Consider the following 22,321-nt stretch of genomic DNA (forward strand, 5'->3'; position numbering starts at 1 on the left):
AACGAAATCGTGCGATACAGCATCGATCAGCAGGAGGGATCCGTGACCGCCCATCATCCGCCCCAGACCGTCCGCGCCAACGGCATCGACATCTGCTATGAGATCTTCGGCCACGACAATGCCGAGCCGCTGCTGCTGATCATGGGCCTTGGGGCGCAGATGATCCATTGGGACGATGCGTTCTGCGAGCAGCTCGCCGCGCGCGGCTTCCGCGTGATCCGCTTCGACAATCGCGACATCGGCAAGTCGAGCCACCTCACGGGCGGCAAGCGGCTGACGCCCTTCGAGTTGCTGAAGCTGCGCTTCTTGCGGATCCCCGTGGCCGCCACCTACAAGCTGATCGACATGGCCAAGGACACGGTCGGCCTGATGGATGCGCTCGGCATCAAGTCGGCGCATCTGGTCGGGGCATCCATGGGCGGCATGATCGCGCAGGAGGTGACGCTGTCGTTTCCGCACCGCGTGCGCTCACTGACCTCGATCATGTCGACCACGGGCAATCCGCGCATACCGCCGCCGACGCGCGAGGCCGCGGCCATGCTGATGGCGCCGCCGCCGCGCAGCAAGGAAGAGTTCATCGTCCGCTTCGGTCAGACCTGGAAGCTGCTGCGCGCCGGGTCTTTCCCGGAAGAGGAAGCGCTCGATCCTGGCCGCGCCGAGCGCGTGTTCGCGCGCGGGCTCAATCCGGCCGGCGTCGGCCGCCAGCTTCGCGCCGTGCTTGCCTCCGGCAGCCGCAAGGAGCGGCTGCACGCCGTGAAGACCCCGACGCTCGTCATTCACGGCACCGTCGATCCGCTGGTCCATCCCGAAGGCGGCAAGGACACGGCGGCTTCAATCCCGAACGCGAAGCTGTTGATGATCGAGGGTATGGGCCATGCTTTGCCGATGCGCTTCTGGCCGGAGATCATCGACGCCATCGACAAGCACGCGCATGGCGCAGCGGCGCAGGCGGCTTAGATCTTCCGTGCGATCCAGATCACATGGCGTGCGCCACCGCCCCTGCCGGTGGCGCGGACATTGACCTCGCTGACGTCGAAATCGGCGCTGCGAAGGCGCTTGGTGAACGCCGGATTGGGTCCCGACGACCAGACGGCGAGCACACCGCCTCGCCGCAGCGCTGCCCTGGCCGCCACCAATCCGCTCACATCATAGAGCGCGTCATTGCCCTTCCGGGTCAGCCCCTCGGGTCCGTTGTCGACGTCGAGGAGAATGGCGTCGAAGGCCGACCGCTGCGCCCGAATGATCTCGCCCACGTCGATTTCCCGGACAGTCACCCGGACGTCATCGAGGCTGTCGCCGAAGACCTCCGCCATCGGACCTCGCGCCCAGGCGACCACCGCCGGCACGAGTTCGGAGACGATGATCGTCGCCTTGGGTCCGAGCACGGAGAGCGCCGCGCGCAGCGTAAAGCCCATGCCGAGGCCGCCGATCAGGATGACGGGCTTTGCGACCTTCTCGATCTGCTTCGCCGCGAGCGTTGCCAGCGCCGCTTCCGAGCCCGAAAGACGGCTGTTCATCAGCTCGTTGCTGCCGAGCTTGATGGAGAACTCTTTGCCCCGCCGCATCAGGCGGAGCTCCTCGTCGGAGCCGGGGATTTTGGCGGTGTCGAGTTTTTCCCAGGGAATCATGCGCGAGCTTTAGCACGATTTGCGCCCCGGATTTCGCTGCGCTCCGTCCGGACTACAAGAACGCGCCTCGGGCTACCCGCCCGCCCACACGTCGAGCACATAGCGGTCCTTCGTGCCCATCTCCTCGATCCACCGGGCACCGGCGGCGGCATCGCTGCCGCTCTTCTCGCGGTGGATCGCGACCAGCGCCGCCTTCACGTCGGGCTCCATCTTGCCGCCATCGCCGCAGACATAGATGATCGCGCCCTGCTCGATCAGCGGCCAGACCTTGTCCTTCTGCGCGGCGAGCATGTGTTGCACATAAGTCTTCGGTCCGTCCGCGCGCGAGAACGCCGTGAACAGCTCGGTGATACCGCTCGCCGCCAATGCCTTCAGCTCCTCGGCGTAGAGAAAATCCTGGTCGGGGTGGCGGCAGCCGAAGAACAGCATGGCCGGGCCGAGCGTGGCGCCCCTGGCCTTGCGCGCCGCGCGCTCCTGCAGGAAGCCACGGAACGGTGCGAGTCCGGTGCCGGGGCCGATCATGATGATCGGCACGGATGGATCATCGGGCAGCCGGAAGCCTGCCTTGGTCTCGCGCACGGTGGCGTAGATCGTATCGCCGGCGCGGCGGTTGGCCAGATAGTTCGAGCAGATGCCCTTGTAGACACCGCGCCCGGAGGCGGCCGGTCCCTCGACCACGCCGACCGTGATGCTGCATCGCGCCGGGTCGACCGAGGGGGACGACGAGATCGAGTAATAGCGCGGCGCCAGCAGCGAGAGCATTTCCAGATAGGCGTGAAACGGCAATTCGCAGGCGGGATATTCGAGGAGCAGGTCGAATACCGATTTTCGCCTGGACAGGATCTCGGTGCGATAGCGCTCGAGCGGCTCGGATTCCTCGCCGACGAAGCCCAGCAGCTTCGGCTTGGTGACCGGGCAGCGGGTGTGCTCGGCCATGATCTGGATCTGCTTGCGGGTCGCCACCTGCTGAAGCTCCACGAATTCGCTGAGCAGGCGGCCGACCGACACGGCCTCGCCGACCGGCAACTGCGCGCGCCGGCCTTCGGCGACCCGAAGCCTGATCTGGTCGGCCGGCAGGAAGCCGAAGCGGCGGGCAACGGAATCCACCAGCGTCGGATCGTTGCGCGGGACCACGCTCAAATGATCTCCGACGCGATAGCTCATGTTAGACGGCAGCTGCACCTCGATGTGGCGCGTCGAGCGCTCCGACGGATTGGGCCCGCTCTTGTTCTGCAGCTCGTCATTGGCCAGCACCTTCATCGCCACCGCGCCGCCCTGGGCGACGATGGTGTTGACGGCGGTCACCGCCACGGGCTCGATCGCGTAAAGCGGATCGTCCTCCGCCGTGCGGGTGAAATTCCAGTCGATGCCGAATTCCTTGGTCGCGACTTGCGCGGCCGCGGGGAACCATTTCTGGAACTGGCCGTCGAGATCGCTGCGCGCATCGCCTTCGCCGCGCGGATAGACCGCGCGTGCACCATGCGCCGACAATTGCTCGTCGATATAGCGCGGCACCGACTGATAGGTCGCCGCCCAGTCGCTGTTACCGCAACCGAACACGGCGTAGCGCACGCCGGCGAACGCATCCTTCGGCAGGTCGTCACCGAGCCATTTGACGAACTGCGTCGCATTGTCGGGCGGCGCGCCATTATAGGAGGCGCAAATGATGAGCACACCGCCCTCCTGCGGCAACTTACCGACGTAATCGTCGAGCGCGCCGAGATGCACGGCAAAACCGTTGATCTCGGCAAGATCGGCCATGCGCGTCGCAAGCTCCTCGGCGGTACCGAGATTGGAGCCGTAGAGCACCAGCATCGGCGTGTTGTGGCCGGGCCGCGTGGTGGGCTTGCGCTGCGTCTTGGGCGCTGAGGATGAAGCCGCAATGGGCCCGCCAAAGGCGCCGCGCTCGCGATCCGCGCGCGGACGCACCTTGATCTTGAAGCCCTCCGGCTTCATGGTCAGGGTTTCCTTCAGATGCATCTGGTAGCGCTGGTGGTCGATCAGCTTGAAGCGCTGCAGGATCATGCCGAGCGCCAGCGCCGCCTCGTGCATGGCGAACCCACGGCCAATGCAGGCGCGCTGCCCGTTGCCGAACGGCTTCCAGGCATTGATCGGCCGCTTCGCTTCGGCCTCGCGGCTGAAGTTCTCGGGATCGAAGGCATCCGGGGTCGGCCCCCAAACCGAGGGATCACGGTGCAGCGCCGTCACTAGGATGGTGACGAACGTGCCCTTCCGGAGCTTGTACTTGCCGCCGCCAATGGTCTCGTCCGCAAGCGGCGAGATGCCATAGGCAGGCGCCGGCGGCCACAGCCGCAACGCCTCCTTGAGGATCTGGGTGATGTAGGTGAGCTGCGTCACCTGCTGGTAGGTGGGCTTCGCGTTGACATCGGGGCCGAAGACGCGGTCGACTTCGTCATAGGCCTTCTTGAGAATGTCCGGATGCTTGAGCAGTGCATAGAGCGTGTAGGACAACAGGCCGCTGGTCGTCTCGTGACCCGCGATCAAAAACGTGTTGATCTGGTAGCGAATGTTGACGTCGTCGAGCTGTTCGCCGGTGGAGCGGTCGACGCCGGTCATCATTGCGGCGAGCATGTCCTTCTTGTCGTCGGCGCCTTCCGCGTTCTTGCGGCGCTCGGCGATGATCTCGTCGACCATCTTGTTCATGAAGGCGACGTCCTCGGCCAGCGTCTTGCGCCGCTTCTGCATCCAGAACTGCTCGAACGGCAGGCCGCGCGTCATCATGATGGTTTCGAGCGAACGCACCAGCGACTCGACGAAAGGATGGTAGTCGCGCCGGTAGAACGAATTGAAGCGGTAGTCGAAGCCGCACAGCCCGATCGTATCCAGCGTCAGCGCCGTCATGTCATGAACGACGTCGATCTCCTCGTCGGCATTGAGCCGCTCCCATTTCTGGACGAGCTGCTCGGCGATGTCGACCATGCTTCCGTGATAGGACTGCATGGCGCGGTTGCCGAACGGCTGGAGCAGGATGTTGTGCGCCTTGCTCCAGTTCGGCTCACGCGTGTCGGCCGTGAACAGGCCGTCACCGCCAACCGCACGCACGCGCCGCAGCGCGCCGCGTACCGTCTTGTCGAAGCGCTTCTCGTCCGACAGTTCGTCGACGAGATCGTGGCCGGAGACGATGACGATCGGCGAGCCCATCATGTCGAGCCAGAAGATCGGTCCGAGCTCCTTGGCGAGCCGCGTCAGGTGCTGCACCGGAGCCGTCGAGTCCAGCGACAGCATGTTGCCGACCACCGGCTTGGTCGGCGGCTGCGGGATCGGGTCCAGACGGTTCTTGGATGACATGAAAAGCGCTTCCCCCTCAATAACCCTCGTCATTGCGAGGAGCTCTTGCGACGAAACAATCCAGAGTGTCTCCGCGGACACCTTCCTGGATTGCTTCGCTTCCGCCTTCGCTCTTCGAGCTACGGCGGACGAGTCGCTCGCAATGACGAGCTAACCAAACCGCCTTCTACGCCATTCGATCAGCTTGGCGCTGACCTCTTCCGGCTTCTCCTGCTGCGTCCAATGGCCGCTGTCTTTCACCAGATATTTCTCGAGGTCGGGAATCAGCTTCTCCATGCCATCAGCGGAGGACGGCGGCAACACCGCGTCATTCTCGGCCATGATCATCAGCGACGGTACGCGGACCGTATGATCGAGCCCTTCGGCACGCCTCCAGTTGCGCGACATGTTGCGGTACCAGTTGATGCCTCCGGTGAAGCCGGTTCTGGTGAAAGTATCGACGAAGACTTTCTTCTCTTCCGGCGACAGAATCGGCGCACGCGGATCATGCTTCGCGTCATAACCGGCAATCATCTGGGGAAATGCCAGATTGAGCCGCGGCGAAGCGCCGACACCCGCAACCACCTCCTCCGGGGGAGCGTCGGCCGGCCGCGGCACCGGCTTACGCATGAATGCATCGAAGGTCTGTTCGACGCGGCTGCCGAAGATCCTGTCCGGCTCCCGTGCGGGATCCTGGAATTGCACGATGTACATCTTGTCGCCGAAGCGCGCACGCAGCAGCTCGATCGGATCGGCCCAGGCACGATTGGTGTGGGGCGTGTTGATGCCGACCACGCCGGCGACCCGGTCGATGTGCCGCAACGGCATTTGCCAGACGACGAAGCCGCCCCAATCGTGACCGACGAAGATCGCCTTGTCGATTTTCAGATGATCCAGCAGGCCGACCAGGTCACCCGTCAGATGTTCGATGTCGTAGGCCTCGACCGGCTCGGGCCGGTCTGACGCGCCATAGCCGCGCTGGTCGGGCGCGATCACGCGGATGCCGGCTTCGCTCAGCGCCTTGATCTGGTGGCGCCAGGAGAAGGCAAGCTCGGGCCAGCCATGGCACAGCACCATCGGCGGCTTGTCGCTCTGCGGGCCGGCCTCGTAATAGCCCATACGGATTCCGTTCGTCTGCACGAACTTCAGCGGCGGCATCTCGATCATGGCGAATTTCCTATTCCGCGGCGCCTTTGACGTCAGTTGCCGGTGGCGCAAAGGCGGCCTCCAGTGCGGCGAACTCCTCCGGCAACATGTCGCACATCACCTGCACATGCGGGATGATGTTGGCACCGACGATGAAGCCGAAATCAAGCTGGTCGCGATAGCTCTGCACCGTGATGTTGAGCGCCTGCCCATGCGTCGCGATCGACACCGGGAAGATGTGCAGTAGCTCGGCACCCGCGGCATAGAGCGTCTGCCGCGGCCCGGGCACGTTGGACACGGTGATGTTGGCGGCCGGCGGCAGCACGTCGGAGAGATTCGAGCGGCTGTAGAGCAGCGCCAGGATCTGCACCATGATCGGCGCGCCCAGCATCGAGATGTTGGAGACCTGCGGCATCAAGGCGCGCAACGGATGCGACATCTCCTTGGACTTGGTCGATTGCGCGATGATCGCCTCCAGCCGCGCCTTGGGATCGGCGATGTTGGTCGCGATCGAACAGATCATGCCGAACACCTGGTTGTTGGCCTCGGTGTTGCCTTCCTCGCGCAGCGAGATCGGCACGGCGGCGGTCAGGGATTTCGCCGGAAGCGTGCCATATTGCAGGAGGTAGCGGCGGACCACGCCGGAGGCGAGCGCCAGCACCACATCGTTGAGCTTGCCGCCGGCCTGCTTGGCCAGCGCCTTCGCCCGCGACAGCGAGATCGACACGCCGGCAAAGCTGCGCTCGGACGAGATGGTCCTGTTGAGCATGGTCGGCGGTGACACCATGCTGGCGAGACTCTCGCGCGACTTCGGATCGGCGATCTTGCCGAGCACGTCTGACACGCTCTTGAGCACGGTCGGGATGTTGCCGGCGAAACGCACGGCGCTCTCGATCTGGTACATCGCATTATCGAACAGGATCGAGCCGATGTCGCTCTTGCCCGTGCGGGGCAGTTGCAGGTTCTTCGCCGCTTGCGAAGCCTCGAGCGGCTGGCTGAACAGCTGCTGATAGGAATCGAGCAGGTTGGCGGCGATGTCGCGCGGCTCCTGCCCGGGCTTGGCTCCGCCCGTCGGCGGCTCCACCTTTCGTGGGATCGGCGAGATGTCGTAGATCATGTTGGTCAGCGCTGCGCCGGCACCGCCATCGATCGCGGCGTGGTGCATCTTGGAATAGAGGCCGACCTCGTTGTCCTTCATGCCCTCGAACACGTAGAACTCCCAGAGCGGACGAGCGCGGTTGAGGAGCTTGGCATGCATCCAACCGACGATGCGCTCGAGCGTGGCGCGGTCGCGCGGCTGCGGCAGGCTGGCACGGAAGATGTGACGGTCGATGTCGAACTGATCGTCCTCCACCCAGGAGGGATGGTCGATGTCGAGCGGCGCCTTCTTCAGCCGCGCCTTGAGGATCGGCGCGATGTGCAGGCGAGAGACGATCATCGCCTTGAAGTCTTCGAAGAAGTCGCCCTTGTAGTCGTCGGGCAGGCGAAAGATCGCCATGCTCCCGACATGCATCGGCATCTCAGGCGTTTCCAGATAGAGAAACGATGCGTCCAGCGACGACAACTTCTTACCGTCAGCCATAATTCCCTCCCACAAGATGTGACGGGCGCCTTGGCGGCGCTTCTCGTCAGGCCGATACTGCCCGGTCCGGAGGGGCATATGCAATGGCAAACGGCCCTGCCCGGTCAAATGGCCAGAACTCTCCCTCCGGTTGCGCCAGGCGGTCCGCCACGGCCCACAGCACCGCGGGGTTCACGCCGAGCCCGACATGGCTCGCCAGATGCACCTCGATGTTCTCGGCTCGCTCGGATGGGCCGAGCAGACAGGTCCGCCAGTTCACGACGCCGTCGGCCCGCGAAAAGATGGATGTCGCCGGCACCGGCAGATCGCCGGCAATCGCCTCACGCGCTTCCGCAAAATCCTCCACCCTCTCGCCGGACAGCGCCTCGTAGAGCCGCGTGGCGTTGGTCGCCCGCACATCGTTGGCAAAGGGGCTGCCGAGCGTGATGACGTAGCGGACCTTATCGGGCGCCCAAAGCGCGAGATCGCGGGCATAGACGCCCCCGAGGCTCCATCCGATCAGGCTGACCTTGCGTCCCGAGGCGGCATGGATTTCGGTCAAGCGGGCGCGCAGCGAATCCCGCATCCGTCCGAGCCCGCCGAGATTGCGGCCCATCCGCCAGGCATGTGCCTCATAACCGAGCTCGCTGAGATAACGCCGCAGCGGCACCATCGAGAGATCGCTGGCGAGGAAGCCGGGCAGCGCCAGCACCGGATGGCCGTCGCCCCTCGGTGCGCGCATCAGGAGCGGCGAGAGCAGCAGGCTCGCGTTGAACTCGAACAGTCCACGGGCTTCGGCCAGCAGGAGGCCGAGAGCTGGCGGCCGAAGCCGGCCTGGATCCTGCTCCCCGTTCCGTCCGGCTCGCACTATTTCTTCTTGTCGCCGCTGCGCGTGCTACCGAGGCCGGCCATCGCAACGAACATGTCCTGAAACCGCTCTGCGATTTTGGGATCGAAGGTGAACCAGCTCTGGATCAGCGATTCCGGCGAGACCTTGTCGATATTGCTCAAGACCTGCTGCTGCAGCTTGTCCATGACGGCAATCTGCATCGGCGAGACATCCGGCAATCCGAAGAACTGGCGGGCCTCGAGGGGAGTGCAGTCTATTTCGATGTTAACTTTCATGTCCCCTCCTGATGAGATTCGAGCGGCCTGCCCAAGTATCACCGCGACGCGGCGTGCAACGCAAGCGACCTGAGGGGAAGCCGCGGGGGGCCGCTTCGGCAATCGACCGATATGGTCAATCAAATCGCCCGGTCGAGGCCGCAGGCGGACGGCCGAAACGCAGAGGGCCGGCAGGGCCAGTCTCCCTTCTTCCCGAGACTTCACAGGTCAAAGATGTCGTTGGCGGCGGCGGCCTCCCTGGATTGCCGGGCAGCATTGCTGCACAGCGGTGCAAGTTGGCGCGTTCCTTGCTGGAATGGCGCTTGCACGGGTCGAGAACTCTGGGCAACATGGATCGATCGGCCCCGCCGAACAATCAAAAATCACGGTGCGGGCAAGTGGAGAGGGTCAAGAATGTCAGTCGGACGAAGTCTTTTTGCGGCGACGCTCGCCGGTGTGCTTGCGTTGGCAGTTTCGCCAGCGTCGAGCCAGACGCTGCGCTACGCCAATCAGGGTGAGCTCAAGTCGCTCGATCCCTACACGCTGAACGAATCCACCACCAGTGCCCATCTCGGCCATGTCTATGAGGGCCTGGTTGCCCGCGGCAAGGACCTGAAGATCATCCCAGCGCTCGCCGAAAGCTGGGAGACGCCAGAGCCGACGCGCTGGCGCTTTCACCTGCGCAAAGGTGTGAAGTTCCACAACGGCGACCCCTTCACCGCTGACGACGTGGTGTTCTCGGCCGAGCGCGTCCGGGCAAAGGGCTCGAATTTCCAGAGCCGCATTCCCGCCGATGCCAAGGTCGTCAAGATCGACGATTACACCGTCGATTTCATCTTGACCTCGCCCAATCCCATCCTGACGGCGCTGTGGGCGACCTGGTACATCATGGACAAGAAATGGGCAGAGGCGAACGATGCGGTGGCACCGACGCCCGCCGCCGCAACGACCCCGAGCTACGCCTCGCTTCATGAAAACGGCACCGGCCCCTTCATCATCGAGAGCCATCAGCCGGGCGTGAAGACCGTCTTCAAGGTCAACCCGAACTGGTGGCGCAAGCCGGAGCATAATCTGAAGGAGATCATCTTCACGCCGATTGCAAACCCGGCCACGCGTGTCGCAGCCCTACTGTCGGGTGAGGTCGACGTGATCGAGCCGGTTCCAGTCCAAGACATCGAGCGCGTTAAAGCGAGCCCCAACGCCACTGCGCTGACGGGACCTGAGCTCCGCACCATCTTCGTTGGCATGGATCAGGCGCGCGACGAGCTCCTGTACTCCAACGTCAAGGGCAAGAACCCGTTCAAGGACGTTCGCGTCCGCGAAGCCGTCTACCGGGCAATCGACGTCGACCTGATCAAGAATCGCGTCATGCGCGGGCTCTCCACGCCGTCCGCATTGATGGTCGCACCAGAGATCTTTCCCTCGAAGGATTTCGCCCGGCCGAAGTTCGATCCCGACGCCGCCAAGAAGCTTCTGGCAGACGCCGGTTATGCGGACGGTTTCGAAGTGACGATGGACTGCCCGAACGATCGCTACGTCAATGACGCCGCGATCTGTCAGGCCATCGTCGGAATGCTCGCCCGCATCAACATCAAGGTGGACCTGCTGGCGCAACCCAAGGCCCAGTATTTCGCCAAGGTGCTGAAGCCCGGCGGCTACAAGACCTCGCTGTTCATGCTGGGTTGGACTCCGGATACGCTCGATTCCCAGAACGTGCTGCACGACATCATGGGCTGCCGGGACGATCCGAAGGATCCGAACCGCGGCGAAGCCAATCTCGCCGGCTATTGCAACAAGCAGTTCGACGAGCTCGCCGACAAGGTCCTCGTTGAATCCGACTCGTCCAAGCGCGATCTCCTGATCAAGCAGGCCTTCGAACTCTCGATGAAGGATTGGGCCTATATCCCGCTGCACCAGCAGGCGCTCGCCTGGGGGGTGTCGAAGAAAGTGAAGCTGACCCAGCGTGCGGACAACATGGTCATGCTCTACTGGGCGACCAAGCAGGAAGAGTAGGTGTCGACAAGTTGTGAAGTCCCGGAAGCCATTACGGGATTTGGCTTCCGGGACTTGCCGTTTCGGGCTAACGCGATGATGCGTGCTGCTGAAGACATGTGAAAGGAACAGATGCTCGCTTTCACACTGCGCCGGGCCATTCAGGCCATAGGCGTCATGATCGCCGTCGGGATCATCGCGTTCTCGATGTTCCGCTTTGCCGGCGATCCCGTGAACCAGATGGTCGGAATGGATACGTCGGGCGCCGAACGCGCCGCGATCCGCAAGTCTCTCGGACTCGACGATCCCGTGATCGTGCAGTTCGGCCGCTATGTCGGCAACGCCGCACAGTTCAAGTTCGGCGTATCCTACCAATTCCGTCTGCCGGTCACCAATCTGTTGATGGAGCGGATGCCTGCAACGCTGGAACTCGCGATCTGCGCTACCATTTTCGCGATGATCAGCGGCATCATGATGGGAGTTTATTCGGCACTGCGCCGCGACAGTTGGCTCGCGCACGTATTCCAGGCCGTCTCACTGATCGGCATCTCGTTGCCGACCTTCCTGATCGGCATTCTGATGATCTATCTCTTCTCGGTGACACTCGGCTGGCTGCCCTCGTTCGGTCGCGGCGATGTCGTGCATATCGGCTGGTGGACGACGGGCCTGCTGACACTCTCCGGGTTGAAAGCCCTGATCATGCCCTCGATCACGCTGGGACTATTCCAGATGACGCTGATCATGCGGCTGGTGCGCGCCGAGATGCTGGAAGTGATGCGGACCGACTACATCCGATTCGCCCGCGCCCGCGGGCTGACCACGCGCGCGATCCATTTCGGCCACGCGCTGCGCAACACGCTGGTTCCCGTGATCACCGTGGCCGGCCTGCAGTTTGGATCGGTCATTGCTTTCGCGATCATCACCGAGACCGTTTTCCAGTGGCCGGGCATGGGGCTCCTGTTCGTGCAGGCCGTTCAGAACGTCGATATCCCGATCATGGCGGCTTATCTGATGATGGTGTCCCTGATCTTCGTCACCATCAATCTCGTGGTTGATATTCTCTACACCATCGTCGATCCGCGGCTGCGCTCGACGGTTAGCCGGGCGCACTGACATGAGCGAAGCCGTCGTTCCACATACGACTGAGAAGCGGGCTGCGGCCGCGCCTGGCCGGTTCAGGCGTGCGCTCGACAGCGACCTGTTCTATTCGTTCCGCCGCTCCAAGGTCACCATGATCGCGGCCGGCGTGACGCTGCTGTTCTTTCTGCTCGCGATCTTCGCCTCGGTGCTGTCGGCGCAAAATCCATTCGACCCGGCGCAGCTTCAGTTGATGAATTCTCGCATCTCCCCGCTCTGGACCGCCGACGGTCAGAGCCCCTTCCTGCTCGGCACCGACGAGCAGGGCCGTGACGTCCTATCCGCAATTCTTTACGGCTTGCGCATCTCGCTTCTCGTCGGCGTGCTCGGCGTCGTGCTCTCCGGTGCGATCGGCATCCTGCTTGGACTGACGGCCGGCTATTTCGGCGGAGCCGTTGATGGATTGATCATGCGCATCGCCGACGTGCAGCTCTCCTTCCCGGCTATCCTCATTGCGCTTTTGATCAACGGCATCGCCAAGTCGGTCTTTGGCAACAAGCTCGACGAGATGAGCATGCTGGCGGTCCTGGTCTTTGCGATCGGTCTGAGCTTTTGGGTGCAGTATGCGCGCACAGTGCGTGGCTCGGTCCTGGTCGAGAAGAACAAAGATTACGTCGCCGCCGCCCAATTGATTGGCCTGCCCGCACCCGTGATCATGCTGCGCCACGTGCTGCCGAACACCACGGGCCCAATCCTCGTGATCGCCACCATCAACCTCGCTCTTGCCATCATCACCGAGGCAACGCTGTCGTTCCTCGGCTCCGGCATGCCCGAGACCATGCCCTCGCTCGGCACGCTGATCCGCATCGGCAACGGCTATCTTTTCGCAGGCGAATGGTGGATCGTCGCCTTTCCAGGGCTCGCGCTCGCGGCGCTGATCCTGTCGATCAATCTGCTCGGCGACTGGCTGCGCGACGCGCTCAACCCGAAGCTTCGATGAGTATGCCTCGCCCATGACCGAACCCGTCCTTTCCGTGCGCAATCTCCAGGTTGAGTTCGCCTCCCGCCGCGGCACGCTGCGCGCCATCAACGACGTCTCCTTCGATATCGCCAAGGGCGAGGTGCTCGGCGTGGTCGGCGAATCCGGGGCGGGCAAATCCGTGACCGGCCTCTCGGTCATCGGCCTTATCGATCCACCCGGGCGTATCGCCGGCGGCGAGGTTCGTCTGGCGGGCCTGCGTATCGACAATCTGCCGCCCGAGGAGATGCGCCGCGTCAGGGGCAAGCGGATCGGAATGATCTTCCAGGATCCCCTGACCTCGCTCAATCCGCTGTACAAGGTCGGCGACCAGATCGTGGAGACGATCCGGACCCATCTCAATCTATCCGAAGCGGCCGCGCGGCGCCGCGCCATCGACCTCTTGGCCGAGGTTGGAATTCCCGCGCCGGAAAAGCGCATCGACGGCTATCCCCACGAGTTTTCCGGCGGCATGCGCCAGCGCGTGGTGATCGCGCTCGCGATCTGCGCCGAGCCCGAGCTGATCATCGCGGACGAGCCGACCACCGCACTCGACGTCTCCGTGCAGGCGCAGATCATCTCCCTGATCAAGCGTCTCGGCCGCGACCACGGCACCGCCGTGATGCTGGTGACCCACGACATGGGCGTGATCGCGGAGACGTCGGATCGGGTGGCGGTGATGTACGCCGGCCGCGTCGCCGAGATCGGCCCGGTGCAGGACGTCGTGAAGAACCCGCTGCATCCCTACGCCAAAGGTTTGATGGGCGCGATCCCGACGCTCGCCGGAGACGACAAGCGCCTCGTGCAGATTCCCGGCTCCATGCCGCGGCTGTCGGCCATCCCGCGCGGCTGCTCGTTCAATCCGCGCTGCGCCTTCGCTTTCGATCGTTGCCGTGTCGAACGGCCGGAGCCGCTGCCGCGCGGCGCGCAATCGGTCGCCTGTCATCTCTATGACACCGTGCCGGCGGAGAGCGCGGCATGAGCGTTCCCTTCGTCCAGGCCAAGAATCTGCGCCGTGTCTTCGATGTCTCGAAACCGTGGCTCAACCGTGTGCTGGAAGGCGGGCAGCTCGAATATCTGAAGGCGGTCGATCACGTCACCTTCGATATCCGGAAGGGCGAGACGTTTGCTCTGGTCGGCGAGTCCGGCTCCGGCAAGACCACGGTGGCGCGTATGGTCGTCGGCCTGTTGCCGCCGAGCTCCGGCGACGTCCTGATCGACGGCATCTCCATGACCGATCCGCGGCAGGCCCCAGCGCGGCGAAAGCTGCGCCGTCGCATCCAGATGATCTTTCAGGACCCCTATGCGAGCCTGAACCCGCGCTTCCGTGTGGACGCCATCATCTCCGAGCCGATCCGCGCCTTCGACCTGATCCAGGGCGAGCGCGACATCGAGGCCCGCGTCGGCGAGCTGCTCAGCCTCGTCGGCCTGCACCCCGACGACCGGCTGAAATATCCGCACGAATTCTCCGGCGGTCAGCGCCAACGCATCGCGATCGCACGCGCGCTCGCATCGGATGCCGAGTTCATCGTCTGTGACGAGCCGACTTCGGCCCTCGACGTCTCCGTGCAGGCGCAGATCCTGAATCTGATGCGCGACCTCCAGGACAAGTTCGGCCTGACTTACATGTTCATCAGCCACAACCTCGCCGTAGTCCGCCACATGGCGAGCCGCGTCGGCGTGATGTATCTCGGCCGCATCGTCGAGATCGCGGAGGGACGCGAGCTGTTTTCCCGCCCGCGCATGCCCTACACCAAGATGCTGCTGGGAGCCGTGCCTGACCTCGCGATGTCTGGCCGCCAGCGCATTCCGGTCAAGGGCGAGATTCCGAACCCGATCAATCCGCCCTCCGGCTGTGCCTTCAATCCGCGCTGTCCGCTGGCGTTCGATCTCTGTCGCAAGGAGACGCCGGAACTGATCGACGGCGTTGCCTGCCACGCGGTCAACACCGCGCCGGTCACGGCGTGACGCGCGCGTGCCATGCAACCTGCGCATTGGCGGCGACGCATCGGCTGTGATCAATTGCGCGCGCCGAAAATAAGGTGGTGAAAGTCCCATGGGCAGCAATATCAATCCCGATCCGTTCACGACGAGGCCCGAGATCGAGGGCACGTTCGGGGTCGTCGCCACCACGCACTGGATCGCGACGGCCGTCGGCATGGGCATTCTGGAAAAGGGCGGCAACGCCTTCGATGCCGGTGTCGCGACCGCCTTCACGCTTCAGGTGGTCGAGCCGCATCTGAACGGCCCCGGCGGCGATGTGCCTATCATCGTGCACGACGTGAAGCGTGGCCGCACCGAGGTGATCTGCGGCCAGGGCCCCGCACCGGCACGCGCCACCATCGCGCATTACAAGAGCGAGGGTCTCGACATGGTGCCGGGCACCGGCCTGCTCGCCGCCTGCGTCCCCGGCACGTTCGAATCCTGGATGATGCTGCTGCGCGACTACGGCACCATGCGGGTGCGCGACGTGCTGGAGCCCGCGATCTCCTATGCGCGCGATGGCTATCCGCTGGTCGAGCGCGCCTGCGCCACGATCCAGACCGTCGAGCAGCTGTTCCGCAAGCACTGGCCGACCTCGGCTGCGGTGTACCTTCCGAACGGCGAGGTGCCGAAGCCCGGCACTCTCTTCACCAACAAGACGCTGGCTGCGACCTACGCCCGCATCCTCAGCGAAGCCGAGAGCGGCGGCGGTGGCCGCGACGCCGAGATCGAGCGTGCGCGAAAAGCCTGGTCGCAAGGTTTTGTCGCAGAAGCCATCGACAAGTTCTGCCGCACCCAGGAGGTGATGGACGTCAGTGGCTCCCCGCATCGCGGCGTGCTTTCCGCCGACGACATGGCACGCTGGCAGCCGACGATCGAGGCCCCGCTCACCTACGACTATGGCCGCTACACCGTCTGCAAGGCCGGCGTCTGGAGCCAGGGGCCGGTGACCCTGCAGCAGCTCGCGCTGCTCAAGGGCTTTGCCCTCGACGGGCTCGATCCGACCGGACCGGAGTTCATCCACCTCCAGATCGAATGCGCCAAGCTCGCCTTCGCCGACCGCGAAAAGTTCTACGGCGATCCCAAGTTCACCGAGATTCCGATCGGAACGCTATTGTCTGATGCCTATAACGACGAGCGGCGCAAGCTCGTCACCGACAAGGCTTCGCTCGATTTCCGGCCCGGCTCTGTCGAGGGCTTTGGCGGCGAGATCAAGCTGCGCCGTGCCGAAGGCCAACGCGAGGCCGTCGGCGCGCTCGGCGCCGGCGAGCCCACCGTGGGACGTTTTGGCGAGGTGCGCGGCGACACCGTGCATTTCGACATCATCGACAAGGCCGGCAATATGGTCTCGTCAACACCGTCCGGCGGGTGGCTGCAATCCTCGCCGATCATTCCCGAGCTCGGCTTTTGCCTGGGCAGCCGCGCCCAGATGTTCTGGCTGGAGGAAGGCCATCCCGCCGCGCTCGCGCCGGGCAAGCGGCCGCGCACGACACTGTCGCCGAGCATGGCGCTACGCGACGGCGAGCCCTATCTCGCCTGGGGTTCGCCCGGCGGCGATCAGCAGGACCAGTGGATCACGCAGTTCTTCCTGCGCCACGTCCATTGCAACCTCAATCTTCAGGAAGCCATCGACGCACCGGCCTGGCATTCCGAGCATTTCCCGATCTCGTTCTGGCCGCGCACCGCGCGCCCCGGCGTGCTCGTGGTCGAGAATCGCGTGCCGAAGGCGACGATCGAGAATCTGCGCGAGCGCGGGCATATCGTCGAGGTCGGCCCCGATTGGTCGGAAGGCCGCCTCACCGCGGCCTCGCGCGTCGGGGTCCGCCGCCGCGCTGCCGCCAATCCGCGCGGCATGCAGGGCTACGCCGCGGGACGCTGAAGGCAACACATGACCTGGTCGATCATCGCGCGCGATCCTGCCACCGGCCAGTTCGGCATCGCCGTTGCGACCCGGTTCTTCGCGGTCGGCGCGCGTGTGCCCTACATCGCCGCCGGCCTCGGCGCGATCGCGACGCAGGCCTTCGTCAATCCCTACTACGGCATTGATGGCGTCAAGCTCTTGCGCGAGGGCCTCAACGCACACGACGTGCTCGCCACGCTCCTGACGACCGACGACGGCCGCGAAAGCCGCCAAATCCACATCATGGATGCGAGCGGCGAGATCGCGGCTCACACCGGGCGCGACTGCATCGACTGGTGCGGCCATATCGCCGGCAGCGGCTTTTCGATCGCCGGCAACATGCTCGCCGGCGGCGATGTCCTGGACGAGACCGCGAAGACCTATATCGCCAATGACAGCCTGCCCTTCCCGCGCCGCCTGCTCGCGGCGATGCGCGCGGGCGAATCCGCCGGCGGCGACAAGCGCGGCAAGCAATCGGCCGCGCTCGTGATCCATCGCGAGGAGGAATGGCCGGCCCTCGACATTCGCGCCGACGACCATCCCGATCCGCTCGGCGAGCTCGAACGGCTCGAGCGCGTCAGCCACGAGCTCTGGGTGCATTTTCGCGACTCGCTGCCGACGCGCCGGAATCCCGGGGGCAATACCGATCGCAGTGTCATCGACGCCAGCATCGCTGCGGCGCGCGCGAGAGGATCATGAGCGCCAGCCCTCTCATCGAGATCAGCGATCTGCGCATTCGCTTTCATGGCGACGACGGCCGCGTCACTCACGCGGTGGACGGCGTCGATCTCAGCGTCGCCAATGGCGCGACGCTCGGTCTCGTCGGCGAATCCGGCTGCGGCAAGAGCGTGACGTCGCTCGCGATCATGGGCCTGCTGCCGAAACAGAGCGCCGAGATATCAGGCGCGATCCGCTTTGACGGCTTCGACCTGCTGACGACGCCCGACGAGACGCTGCGCGACCTGCGCGGCAATCGGCTGGCGATGATCTTCCAGGAGCCGATGACCTCGCTCAATCCGAGCTTCACGATCGGCGACCAGATCATCGAGACCATTTTGCGTCATCGTGGCGGGTCGCGGAAGAGCGCACGCGAGCGGGCAATCGAGCTGCTGCGCCGGGTCCACATCCCTTCGCCCGAGCGGCGCATCGACGAATATCCGCACAAGCTCTCCGGCGGCATGCGCCAACGCGTGATGATCGCGATGGCACTCGCCTGCGACCCTCGCCTCCTCATCGCCGACGAGCCCACCACCGCGCTCGACGTCACCCTGCAGGCCCAGATCCTGGAGCTGATGCGCGAGCTGAAGGCGGCAAGCGGTGCTGCGATCATCCTGATCACCCACGATCTCGGCGTCGTCGCCGAGGTCTGCGACGAGGTCGCGGTGATGTATGCCGGCGAGATCGTCGAACGCGCACCGGTGGATGAATTGTTCTCCGCGCCGCAGCATCCCTACACGGTCGGCCTGCTCGGCTCGATCCCGCGGCTCGACCATCGCGCCGAGCAGCTGGCAACGATCGAGGGCATGGTGCCGAACATGGCCCAGCCGCCCGCCGGTTGCCGCTTCGCCGCGCGTTGTCCCTTCATGCTGGACGCCTGCACCAAGGCGCCGCCGCCGCTCGTGGAGATCAGCCCGGGCCATCTCTCGCGCTGCATCCGCGCGCCGCTCGAACCGTTGGTGTCGTGATGGCGCGGCTCTCTCCTCTCGTGCGCCGGGCGCAGCGCAGCACAAGCGAAGCGCCGTGGTGCGCTGCTGAACCGGGGCCCACGTCGCGGCAGGCTGGGTACCGGTTCAGCGTCGCAACACACTGGACGATGCTTCGCATCTCCAGGCGTGTTGCGCCGCGCCCGGGACACGAGACCTGGGTCCGCAAGGAGCAGACGCGATGACCGCGCTGCTCGAGGTCGAGAGCCTGGTCAAGCATTTCGTCGCCGAGCGCTCGCTGTTCGGCCGGGCACTGGCGCATGTCAAAGCGGTCGATGGCGTGTCCTTCTCGCTGGAAGCCGGCAAGACGCTGGCGCTCGTCGGCGAATCCGGTTGCGGCAAGTCGACCGTCAGCCGGCTGGTGCTGCGGCTGATCGAGCCGGATGCCGGCAAGATTCGCTTCGGCGGCCGCGATCTGCTCTCGCTCGACGCGGGCGGCTTGCGCGCCTTCCGCCGCGAAGCGCAGATCATCTTCCAGGATCCTTACGCCTCGCTCAATCCACGCATGACCGTCGGCCAGATCCTGACCGAGCCGCTGGTACTGCACGATCTCGTTCCAGCGGCGCGGCGGGCCGCGCGGGTCGCCGAGCTGCTGCGGCTGGTCGGGCTGGAGCCGCGGCTGGCGCGGCGCTATCCGCATGAATTCTCCGGCGGTCAACGGCAGCGCATCGCGATTGCCCGCGCCCTCGCCGTTGAACCCAAGCTCATTATCTGCGACGAGCCGGTCTCGGCACTCGACGTCTCGATCCGCTCGCAGATTCTCAACCTGCTGCGCACGCTGCAGGACCGGCTTGGTCTCGCCTACATCTTCGTCTCGCATGATCTCGCCGTGGTCAAGCACATCGCCGACCATGTCGCGGTGATGAATCTCGGTCAGATCGTCGAGACCGCGGAGGCGGACGCATTGTTCGCCGCGCCGCGCCATCCCTACAGCCGCGCACTGCTGTCCGCGATCCCCGTGCCCAAACCGCGGGCAAAGAGCAGCCGGATTGTGCTGCAGGGGGAGATTCCCAGCGCGCTCAATCCGCCGACGGGATGCCGCTTTCACACCCGCTGCCCCTATGTGATCGAGCGTTGCCGCACTCAAATGCCGCAGCTCGTACCGGATGGCACCGGACATGCAACGGCCTGCCACCGAACGTCGGAACTGCCGTCTTCCGCGGCGATCGTCCCGTCCGACGGCGGCTTCTCGCCGGTTCTGGAAAAATTGGTCGCCGCGTTCAGCAGCGGCCCGGAAGCAGCACGCAGCGGCGGGGTTAGTTCGTAGAGGACGAGACCCGGCAGCCATAGAACAGAGGTTGAGAGCGATGAGCTTCATGCGTTTGACAATCCTGGCGTCGGCTTTGCTGACGTCGCTCGTGGGCACGGCCCAGGCGCAGACAACGCTTCGCATCGGCATCGCCGAGGACCCCGACATCCTCGATCCGAGTGTCGGCCGCACCTATGTCGGTCGCATCGTGTTCTCCGCGGTCTGCGACAAGCTGTTCGACATCGACGAGAAGCTGAACATCGTGCCGCAGCTCGCGCTCTCCCATGAGACCTCGGCCGACGGCAAGGAGATGACGATCAAGCTCCGCCCGGGGGTCAAATTCCACGACGGCGAGCCGCTGGATGCGGAGGCCGCAAAATTCTCGCTCGAGCGGCACATGACGCTGCCGACCTCGTTCCGCAAGTCGGAGCTTGCCAGCGTCGACCATGTCGAGGTGGTCGATCCCCTCACGATCAAGCTGGTGCTCAAGACTCCCTACTCGCCCCTGATCGCCCAGCTCACCGATCGGTCCGGCATGATGGTGTCGCCCAAAGCGGCGAAGGAAGCCGGCGACAAGTTCGGCCTGCATCCGGTCTGCGCGGGCCCGTACAAATTCGTCGAGCGCGTCCAGCAGGACCGCATGGTCTTCGAGAAATTCGCCGACTATTGGAACAAGGACAACATTCATATCGACCGCGTCGTCTTCCTGCCGATCGTCGACGCGACGGTGCGCCTCGCCAATCTGAAATCCGGTGCGCTTGATCTGATCGAGCGCGTGCTCGCCACCGACATCAAGGACGTGCGCGCCGATTCCCGGCTCGTGCTGTCGACCGCGCCCGAGCTCGGCTATTACGGCCTCACCGTCAACATCGGCAACGACAAGAGCAAGGGACCGCTGAGCCAGTCGGCCAAGGTCCGCCAGGCACTCGATCTGTCGATCGACCGCGAAGCGCTCAATCAGGTGGTCTTCAACGGCGAATTCACGCCCGGCAATCAATGGGTCAGCCCAACGCATCCATATTATCAGAAGGCATTTCCGGTCCACGGTCGCGACATCGCGAAGGCAAAGGCACTGTTGAAGGAAGCCGGCGTGACCACGCCTGTGACGGTGGACTACATGATTCCCAAGGGGGCGGAGAACGAGGCCGTCGCACAGGTCATCCAGTCGATGGCTGCGGAAGCGGGCTTCGACATCAAGATCCGCGCCGTCGAGTTCGCGACCACGTTCAAGCAGGCGCAGGCCGGTGAGTTCCAGATATTCCAGATCAACTGGAGCGGCCGCATCGATCCCGACGGCAATTCCTACATCTTCATGCGCAGCAAGGCGCCGCAGAACGACGGCGTGTATTCGAACCCGGACGCCGACAAGCTCATGGAAGACGGACGCATGACGTCCAATGTCGAGGAGCGGAAGGCGATCTACGAGAAGCTGGCGAAAATCCTGCTCGACGACTTGCCGATCATCTACATCTATCACCGCAAACTCCTGATCGCGCACACGAAGAAGCTCGAGCGCTACCGGCAGATGCCCGACGGGCTGGTGCGCGTGGTCGGGCTGAAGTTCAAGTGATGGAGCTGGCGATGTGCGCGCGTCCCGGACGCGGCGCAGCGCACAAGCGCTGCACCGGTGAGCCAGGGCCCATGGCGACGGCGAACCGCGGCCGCTGGGTCCCGGTTCAGCGGCGCAACATGGCATGTTGCGCGGCGCCCGGCACACGTGGGGCATCATGCTGAACTTCCTCGCTCGCCGGATTGCGCAGATCGTGCCGACACTGTTCTTCGTGTCGGTGCTGATCTTCTCGCTGCAACAATTGCTGCCCGGCGACCCCGCTTTGGTGATGGCCGGCGAGGAGCGCGATCCCGCCGTGATCGAGCAAATCCGCCGGCAACACCGGCTGGACCAGCCAATTCCCGTGCAGTACGTCTACTGGCTCAAGGGCGTTCTGTCGGGCGATTTCGGCGAGTCGCTGCGCAACAAGATGCCGGTGCGCGAGCTGATCGCGCAGAAGCTGCCGGTGACGCTGCAGCTCGGCTCGATGGCGATCCTGATCGCGTTCTTCATCGGCATTTCCGCCGGCATCGTCTCCGCCGTGAAGAAGGGAACGGCATGGGATTATGGTGCCAATCTGTTCGCCCTCTGGGGCATCTCGACGCCGAATTTCTGGCTGGGAATCCTCCTGATCTTCCTCTTCTCGATCAAGCTCGGCTGGCTGCCGGCGTCGGGCTATGTGCCGCTCACCGAGGACTGGCGCGCGAGTCTCGCCGCCACCATCATGCCGGCCTTCGTGCTCGGCAACGCGATCTCCGCGATCCTGATGCGACATACCCGCAGCGCGATGCTCCAGGTGCTGGAAAGCGACTACGTCCGCACGGCTCGCGCGAAAGGGCTTTCCGAGCGCGTGGTGATCCTCAAGCACGCCATGCGCAACGCGCTCACGCCCATCATCACGCTCGGCGCGCTCGAGCTCGGCACCTTGTTGTCCGGCGCGGTGCTGACCGAGCAGATCTTCTCCATTCCCGGCTTCGGCAAGCTGATCGTGGATGCCGTCTTCAACCGTGACTACGCCGTGGTCCAGGGCGTGGTGCTGGTGACCGCCACCGTCTACATCACGCTGAACCTCGTCGCCGACGTCGCCTATATCCTCGTCAACCCGCGGCTGAGGGGCTAGGCG

At 64.5% G+C, this 22,321-nt stretch carries 18 protein-coding genes; 12 read left to right on the forward strand and 6 right to left on the reverse strand.

Annotated elements, in window-relative coordinates; all coding sequences use genetic code 11:
• Positions 1 to 42 precede the first annotated feature (42 nt).
• Positions 43 to 957 carry an alpha/beta fold hydrolase gene (locus tag BRAD3257_RS26450; protein WP_122406764.1) on the forward strand — a complete coding sequence of 305 codons (915 nt, stop codon included), beginning with the start codon at positions 43 to 45 and terminating at the stop codon, positions 955 to 957.
• On the opposite strand, the gene BRAD3257_RS26455 is transcribed toward BRAD3257_RS26450, so the two are convergent.
• From BRAD3257_RS26455 to BRAD3257_RS26480, 6 genes are all read right to left on the reverse strand, one after another.
• Positions 954 to 1,628: a polyamine aminopropyltransferase gene (locus BRAD3257_RS26455; RefSeq protein WP_122404311.1), complete on the reverse strand. Its 675-nt coding sequence runs from the start codon at positions 1,626 to 1,628 to the stop codon at positions 954 to 956. The genes BRAD3257_RS26450 and BRAD3257_RS26455 overlap by 4 nt on opposite strands.
• Before the next feature lie 72 nt (positions 1,629 to 1,700).
• Positions 1,701 to 4,937, reverse strand: coding sequence for a bifunctional cytochrome P450/NADPH--P450 reductase (locus BRAD3257_RS26460; protein WP_122404312.1), 3,237 nt, complete (start codon positions 4,935 to 4,937; stop codon positions 1,701 to 1,703).
• A gap of 150 nt (positions 4,938 to 5,087) precedes the next feature.
• Positions 5,088 to 6,083, reverse strand: coding sequence for an alpha/beta fold hydrolase (locus tag BRAD3257_RS26465; protein ID WP_162500374.1), 996 nt, complete (start codon positions 6,081 to 6,083; stop codon positions 5,088 to 5,090).
• 10 nt (positions 6,084 to 6,093) lie between these two features.
• Entirely contained in the window at positions 6,094 to 7,644 is a 1,551-nt protein-coding gene (locus BRAD3257_RS26470) for a wax ester/triacylglycerol synthase family O-acyltransferase (protein WP_122404314.1), read from the reverse strand.
• Positions 7,645 to 7,690: 46 nt separating this feature from the next.
• Positions 7,691 to 8,491 (reverse strand): esterase/lipase family protein, encoded by an 801-nt coding sequence (locus tag BRAD3257_RS26475; protein ID WP_122404315.1) that lies wholly within the window; start codon positions 8,489 to 8,491, stop codon positions 7,691 to 7,693.
• Positions 8,491 to 8,748 carry a DUF6489 family protein gene (locus BRAD3257_RS26480; protein ID WP_122404316.1) on the reverse strand — a complete coding sequence of 86 codons (258 nt, stop codon included), beginning with the start codon at positions 8,746 to 8,748 and terminating at the stop codon, positions 8,491 to 8,493. Before BRAD3257_RS26480 ends, BRAD3257_RS26475 begins: the two co-directional genes overlap by 1 nt.
• A 393-nt stretch (positions 8,749 to 9,141) precedes the next feature.
• Here BRAD3257_RS26480 and BRAD3257_RS26485 point away from each other — a divergent pair, with 393 nt between their 5' ends.
• From BRAD3257_RS26485 to BRAD3257_RS26535, 11 genes are all read left to right on the forward strand, one after another.
• Positions 9,142 to 10,740 (forward strand): ABC transporter substrate-binding protein, encoded by a 1,599-nt coding sequence (locus BRAD3257_RS26485; RefSeq protein ID WP_122404317.1) that lies wholly within the window; start codon positions 9,142 to 9,144, stop codon positions 10,738 to 10,740.
• Positions 10,741 to 10,851: 111 nt separating this feature from the next.
• Positions 10,852 to 11,832, forward strand: a complete 981-nt coding sequence (locus BRAD3257_RS26490) for an ABC transporter permease (protein WP_122404318.1) — start codon at positions 10,852 to 10,854, stop codon at positions 11,830 to 11,832.
• Between the two features lies 1 nt (position 11,833).
• A complete protein-coding gene (locus BRAD3257_RS26495) occupies positions 11,834 to 12,796 on the forward strand; it encodes an ABC transporter permease (RefSeq protein WP_122404319.1) in 963 nt (320 codons plus the stop codon).
• Between the two features lie 13 nt (positions 12,797 to 12,809).
• A complete protein-coding gene (locus BRAD3257_RS26500) occupies positions 12,810 to 13,796 on the forward strand; it encodes an ABC transporter ATP-binding protein (protein ID WP_122404320.1) in 987 nt (328 codons plus the stop codon).
• Positions 13,793 to 14,782 carry an ABC transporter ATP-binding protein gene (locus tag BRAD3257_RS26505; protein WP_122404321.1) on the forward strand — a complete coding sequence of 330 codons (990 nt, stop codon included), beginning with the start codon at positions 13,793 to 13,795 and terminating at the stop codon, positions 14,780 to 14,782. Before BRAD3257_RS26500 ends, BRAD3257_RS26505 begins: the two co-directional genes overlap by 4 nt.
• Positions 14,783 to 14,870: 88 nt before the next feature.
• Complete coding sequence (locus BRAD3257_RS26510; protein WP_122404322.1) at positions 14,871 to 16,676, forward strand: gamma-glutamyltransferase family protein; 1,806 nt, start codon at positions 14,871 to 14,873, stop codon at positions 16,674 to 16,676.
• Between the two features lie 9 nt (positions 16,677 to 16,685).
• Positions 16,686 to 17,396, forward strand: a complete 711-nt coding sequence (locus tag BRAD3257_RS26515) for a DUF1028 domain-containing protein (RefSeq protein WP_122404323.1) — start codon at positions 16,686 to 16,688, stop codon at positions 17,394 to 17,396.
• Positions 17,393 to 18,382 carry an ABC transporter ATP-binding protein gene (locus tag BRAD3257_RS26520; protein ID WP_122404324.1) on the forward strand — a complete coding sequence of 330 codons (990 nt, stop codon included), beginning with the start codon at positions 17,393 to 17,395 and terminating at the stop codon, positions 18,380 to 18,382. The genes BRAD3257_RS26515 and BRAD3257_RS26520 overlap by 4 nt, the downstream gene beginning before the upstream one ends.
• A 199-nt stretch (positions 18,383 to 18,581) precedes the next feature.
• Positions 18,582 to 19,667, forward strand: a complete 1,086-nt coding sequence (locus tag BRAD3257_RS26525; RefSeq protein WP_122406765.1) for an ABC transporter ATP-binding protein — start codon at positions 18,582 to 18,584, stop codon at positions 19,665 to 19,667.
• Positions 19,668 to 19,707: 40 nt separating this feature from the next.
• Positions 19,708 to 21,219: an ABC transporter substrate-binding protein gene (locus tag BRAD3257_RS26530; RefSeq protein WP_162500375.1), complete on the forward strand. Its 1,512-nt coding sequence runs from the start codon at positions 19,708 to 19,710 to the stop codon at positions 21,217 to 21,219.
• Positions 21,220 to 21,376: 157 nt separating this feature from the next.
• On the forward strand, positions 21,377 to 22,318 hold the full coding sequence (locus tag BRAD3257_RS26535) for an ABC transporter permease (protein ID WP_122406767.1): 942 nt from the start codon (positions 21,377 to 21,379) through the stop codon (positions 22,316 to 22,318).
• Positions 22,319 to 22,321 lie beyond the last annotated feature (3 nt).

It is taken from the genome of Bradyrhizobium vignae, assembly GCF_900324035.1.
Lineage (GTDB): Bacteria > Pseudomonadota > Alphaproteobacteria > Rhizobiales > Xanthobacteraceae > Bradyrhizobium > Bradyrhizobium vignae.

Excerpts from the sequence above, each read along its gene's own strand:
- BRAD3257_RS26480 (WP_122404316.1), bottom strand. The coding sequence starts at position 8,748 with ATGAAAGTTAACATCGAAATAGACTGCACTCCCCTCGAGGCCCGCCAG.
- BRAD3257_RS26535 (WP_122406767.1), top strand. The coding sequence starts at position 21,377 with ATGCTGAACTTCCTCGCTCGCCGGATTGCGCAGATCGTGCCGACACTG.
- BRAD3257_RS26515 (WP_122404323.1), top strand. The coding sequence starts at position 16,686 with ATGACCTGGTCGATCATCGCGCGCGATCCTGCCACCGGCCAGTTCGGC.
- BRAD3257_RS26465 (WP_162500374.1), bottom strand. The coding sequence starts at position 6,083 with ATGATCGAGATGCCGCCGCTGAAGTTCGTGCAGACGAACGGAATCCGT.
- BRAD3257_RS26470 (WP_122404314.1), bottom strand. The coding sequence starts at position 7,644 with ATGGCTGACGGTAAGAAGTTGTCGTCGCTGGACGCATCGTTTCTCTAT.
- BRAD3257_RS26485 (WP_122404317.1), top strand. The coding sequence starts at position 9,142 with ATGTCAGTCGGACGAAGTCTTTTTGCGGCGACGCTCGCCGGTGTGCTT.
- BRAD3257_RS26525 (WP_122406765.1), top strand. The coding sequence starts at position 18,582 with ATGACCGCGCTGCTCGAGGTCGAGAGCCTGGTCAAGCATTTCGTCGCC.
- BRAD3257_RS26455 (WP_122404311.1), bottom strand. The coding sequence starts at position 1,628 with ATGATTCCCTGGGAAAAACTCGACACCGCCAAAATCCCCGGCTCCGAC.
- BRAD3257_RS26490 (WP_122404318.1), top strand. The coding sequence starts at position 10,852 with ATGCTCGCTTTCACACTGCGCCGGGCCATTCAGGCCATAGGCGTCATG.
- BRAD3257_RS26460 (WP_122404312.1), bottom strand. The coding sequence starts at position 4,937 with ATGTCATCCAAGAACCGTCTGGACCCGATCCCGCAGCCGCCGACCAAG.
- BRAD3257_RS26500 (WP_122404320.1), top strand. The coding sequence starts at position 12,810 with ATGACCGAACCCGTCCTTTCCGTGCGCAATCTCCAGGTTGAGTTCGCC.
- BRAD3257_RS26520 (WP_122404324.1), top strand. The coding sequence starts at position 17,393 with ATGAGCGCCAGCCCTCTCATCGAGATCAGCGATCTGCGCATTCGCTTT.
- BRAD3257_RS26505 (WP_122404321.1), top strand. The coding sequence starts at position 13,793 with ATGAGCGTTCCCTTCGTCCAGGCCAAGAATCTGCGCCGTGTCTTCGAT.
- BRAD3257_RS26495 (WP_122404319.1), top strand. The coding sequence starts at position 11,834 with ATGAGCGAAGCCGTCGTTCCACATACGACTGAGAAGCGGGCTGCGGCC.
- BRAD3257_RS26510 (WP_122404322.1), top strand. The coding sequence starts at position 14,871 with ATGGGCAGCAATATCAATCCCGATCCGTTCACGACGAGGCCCGAGATC.
- BRAD3257_RS26530 (WP_162500375.1), top strand. The coding sequence starts at position 19,708 with ATGAGCTTCATGCGTTTGACAATCCTGGCGTCGGCTTTGCTGACGTCG.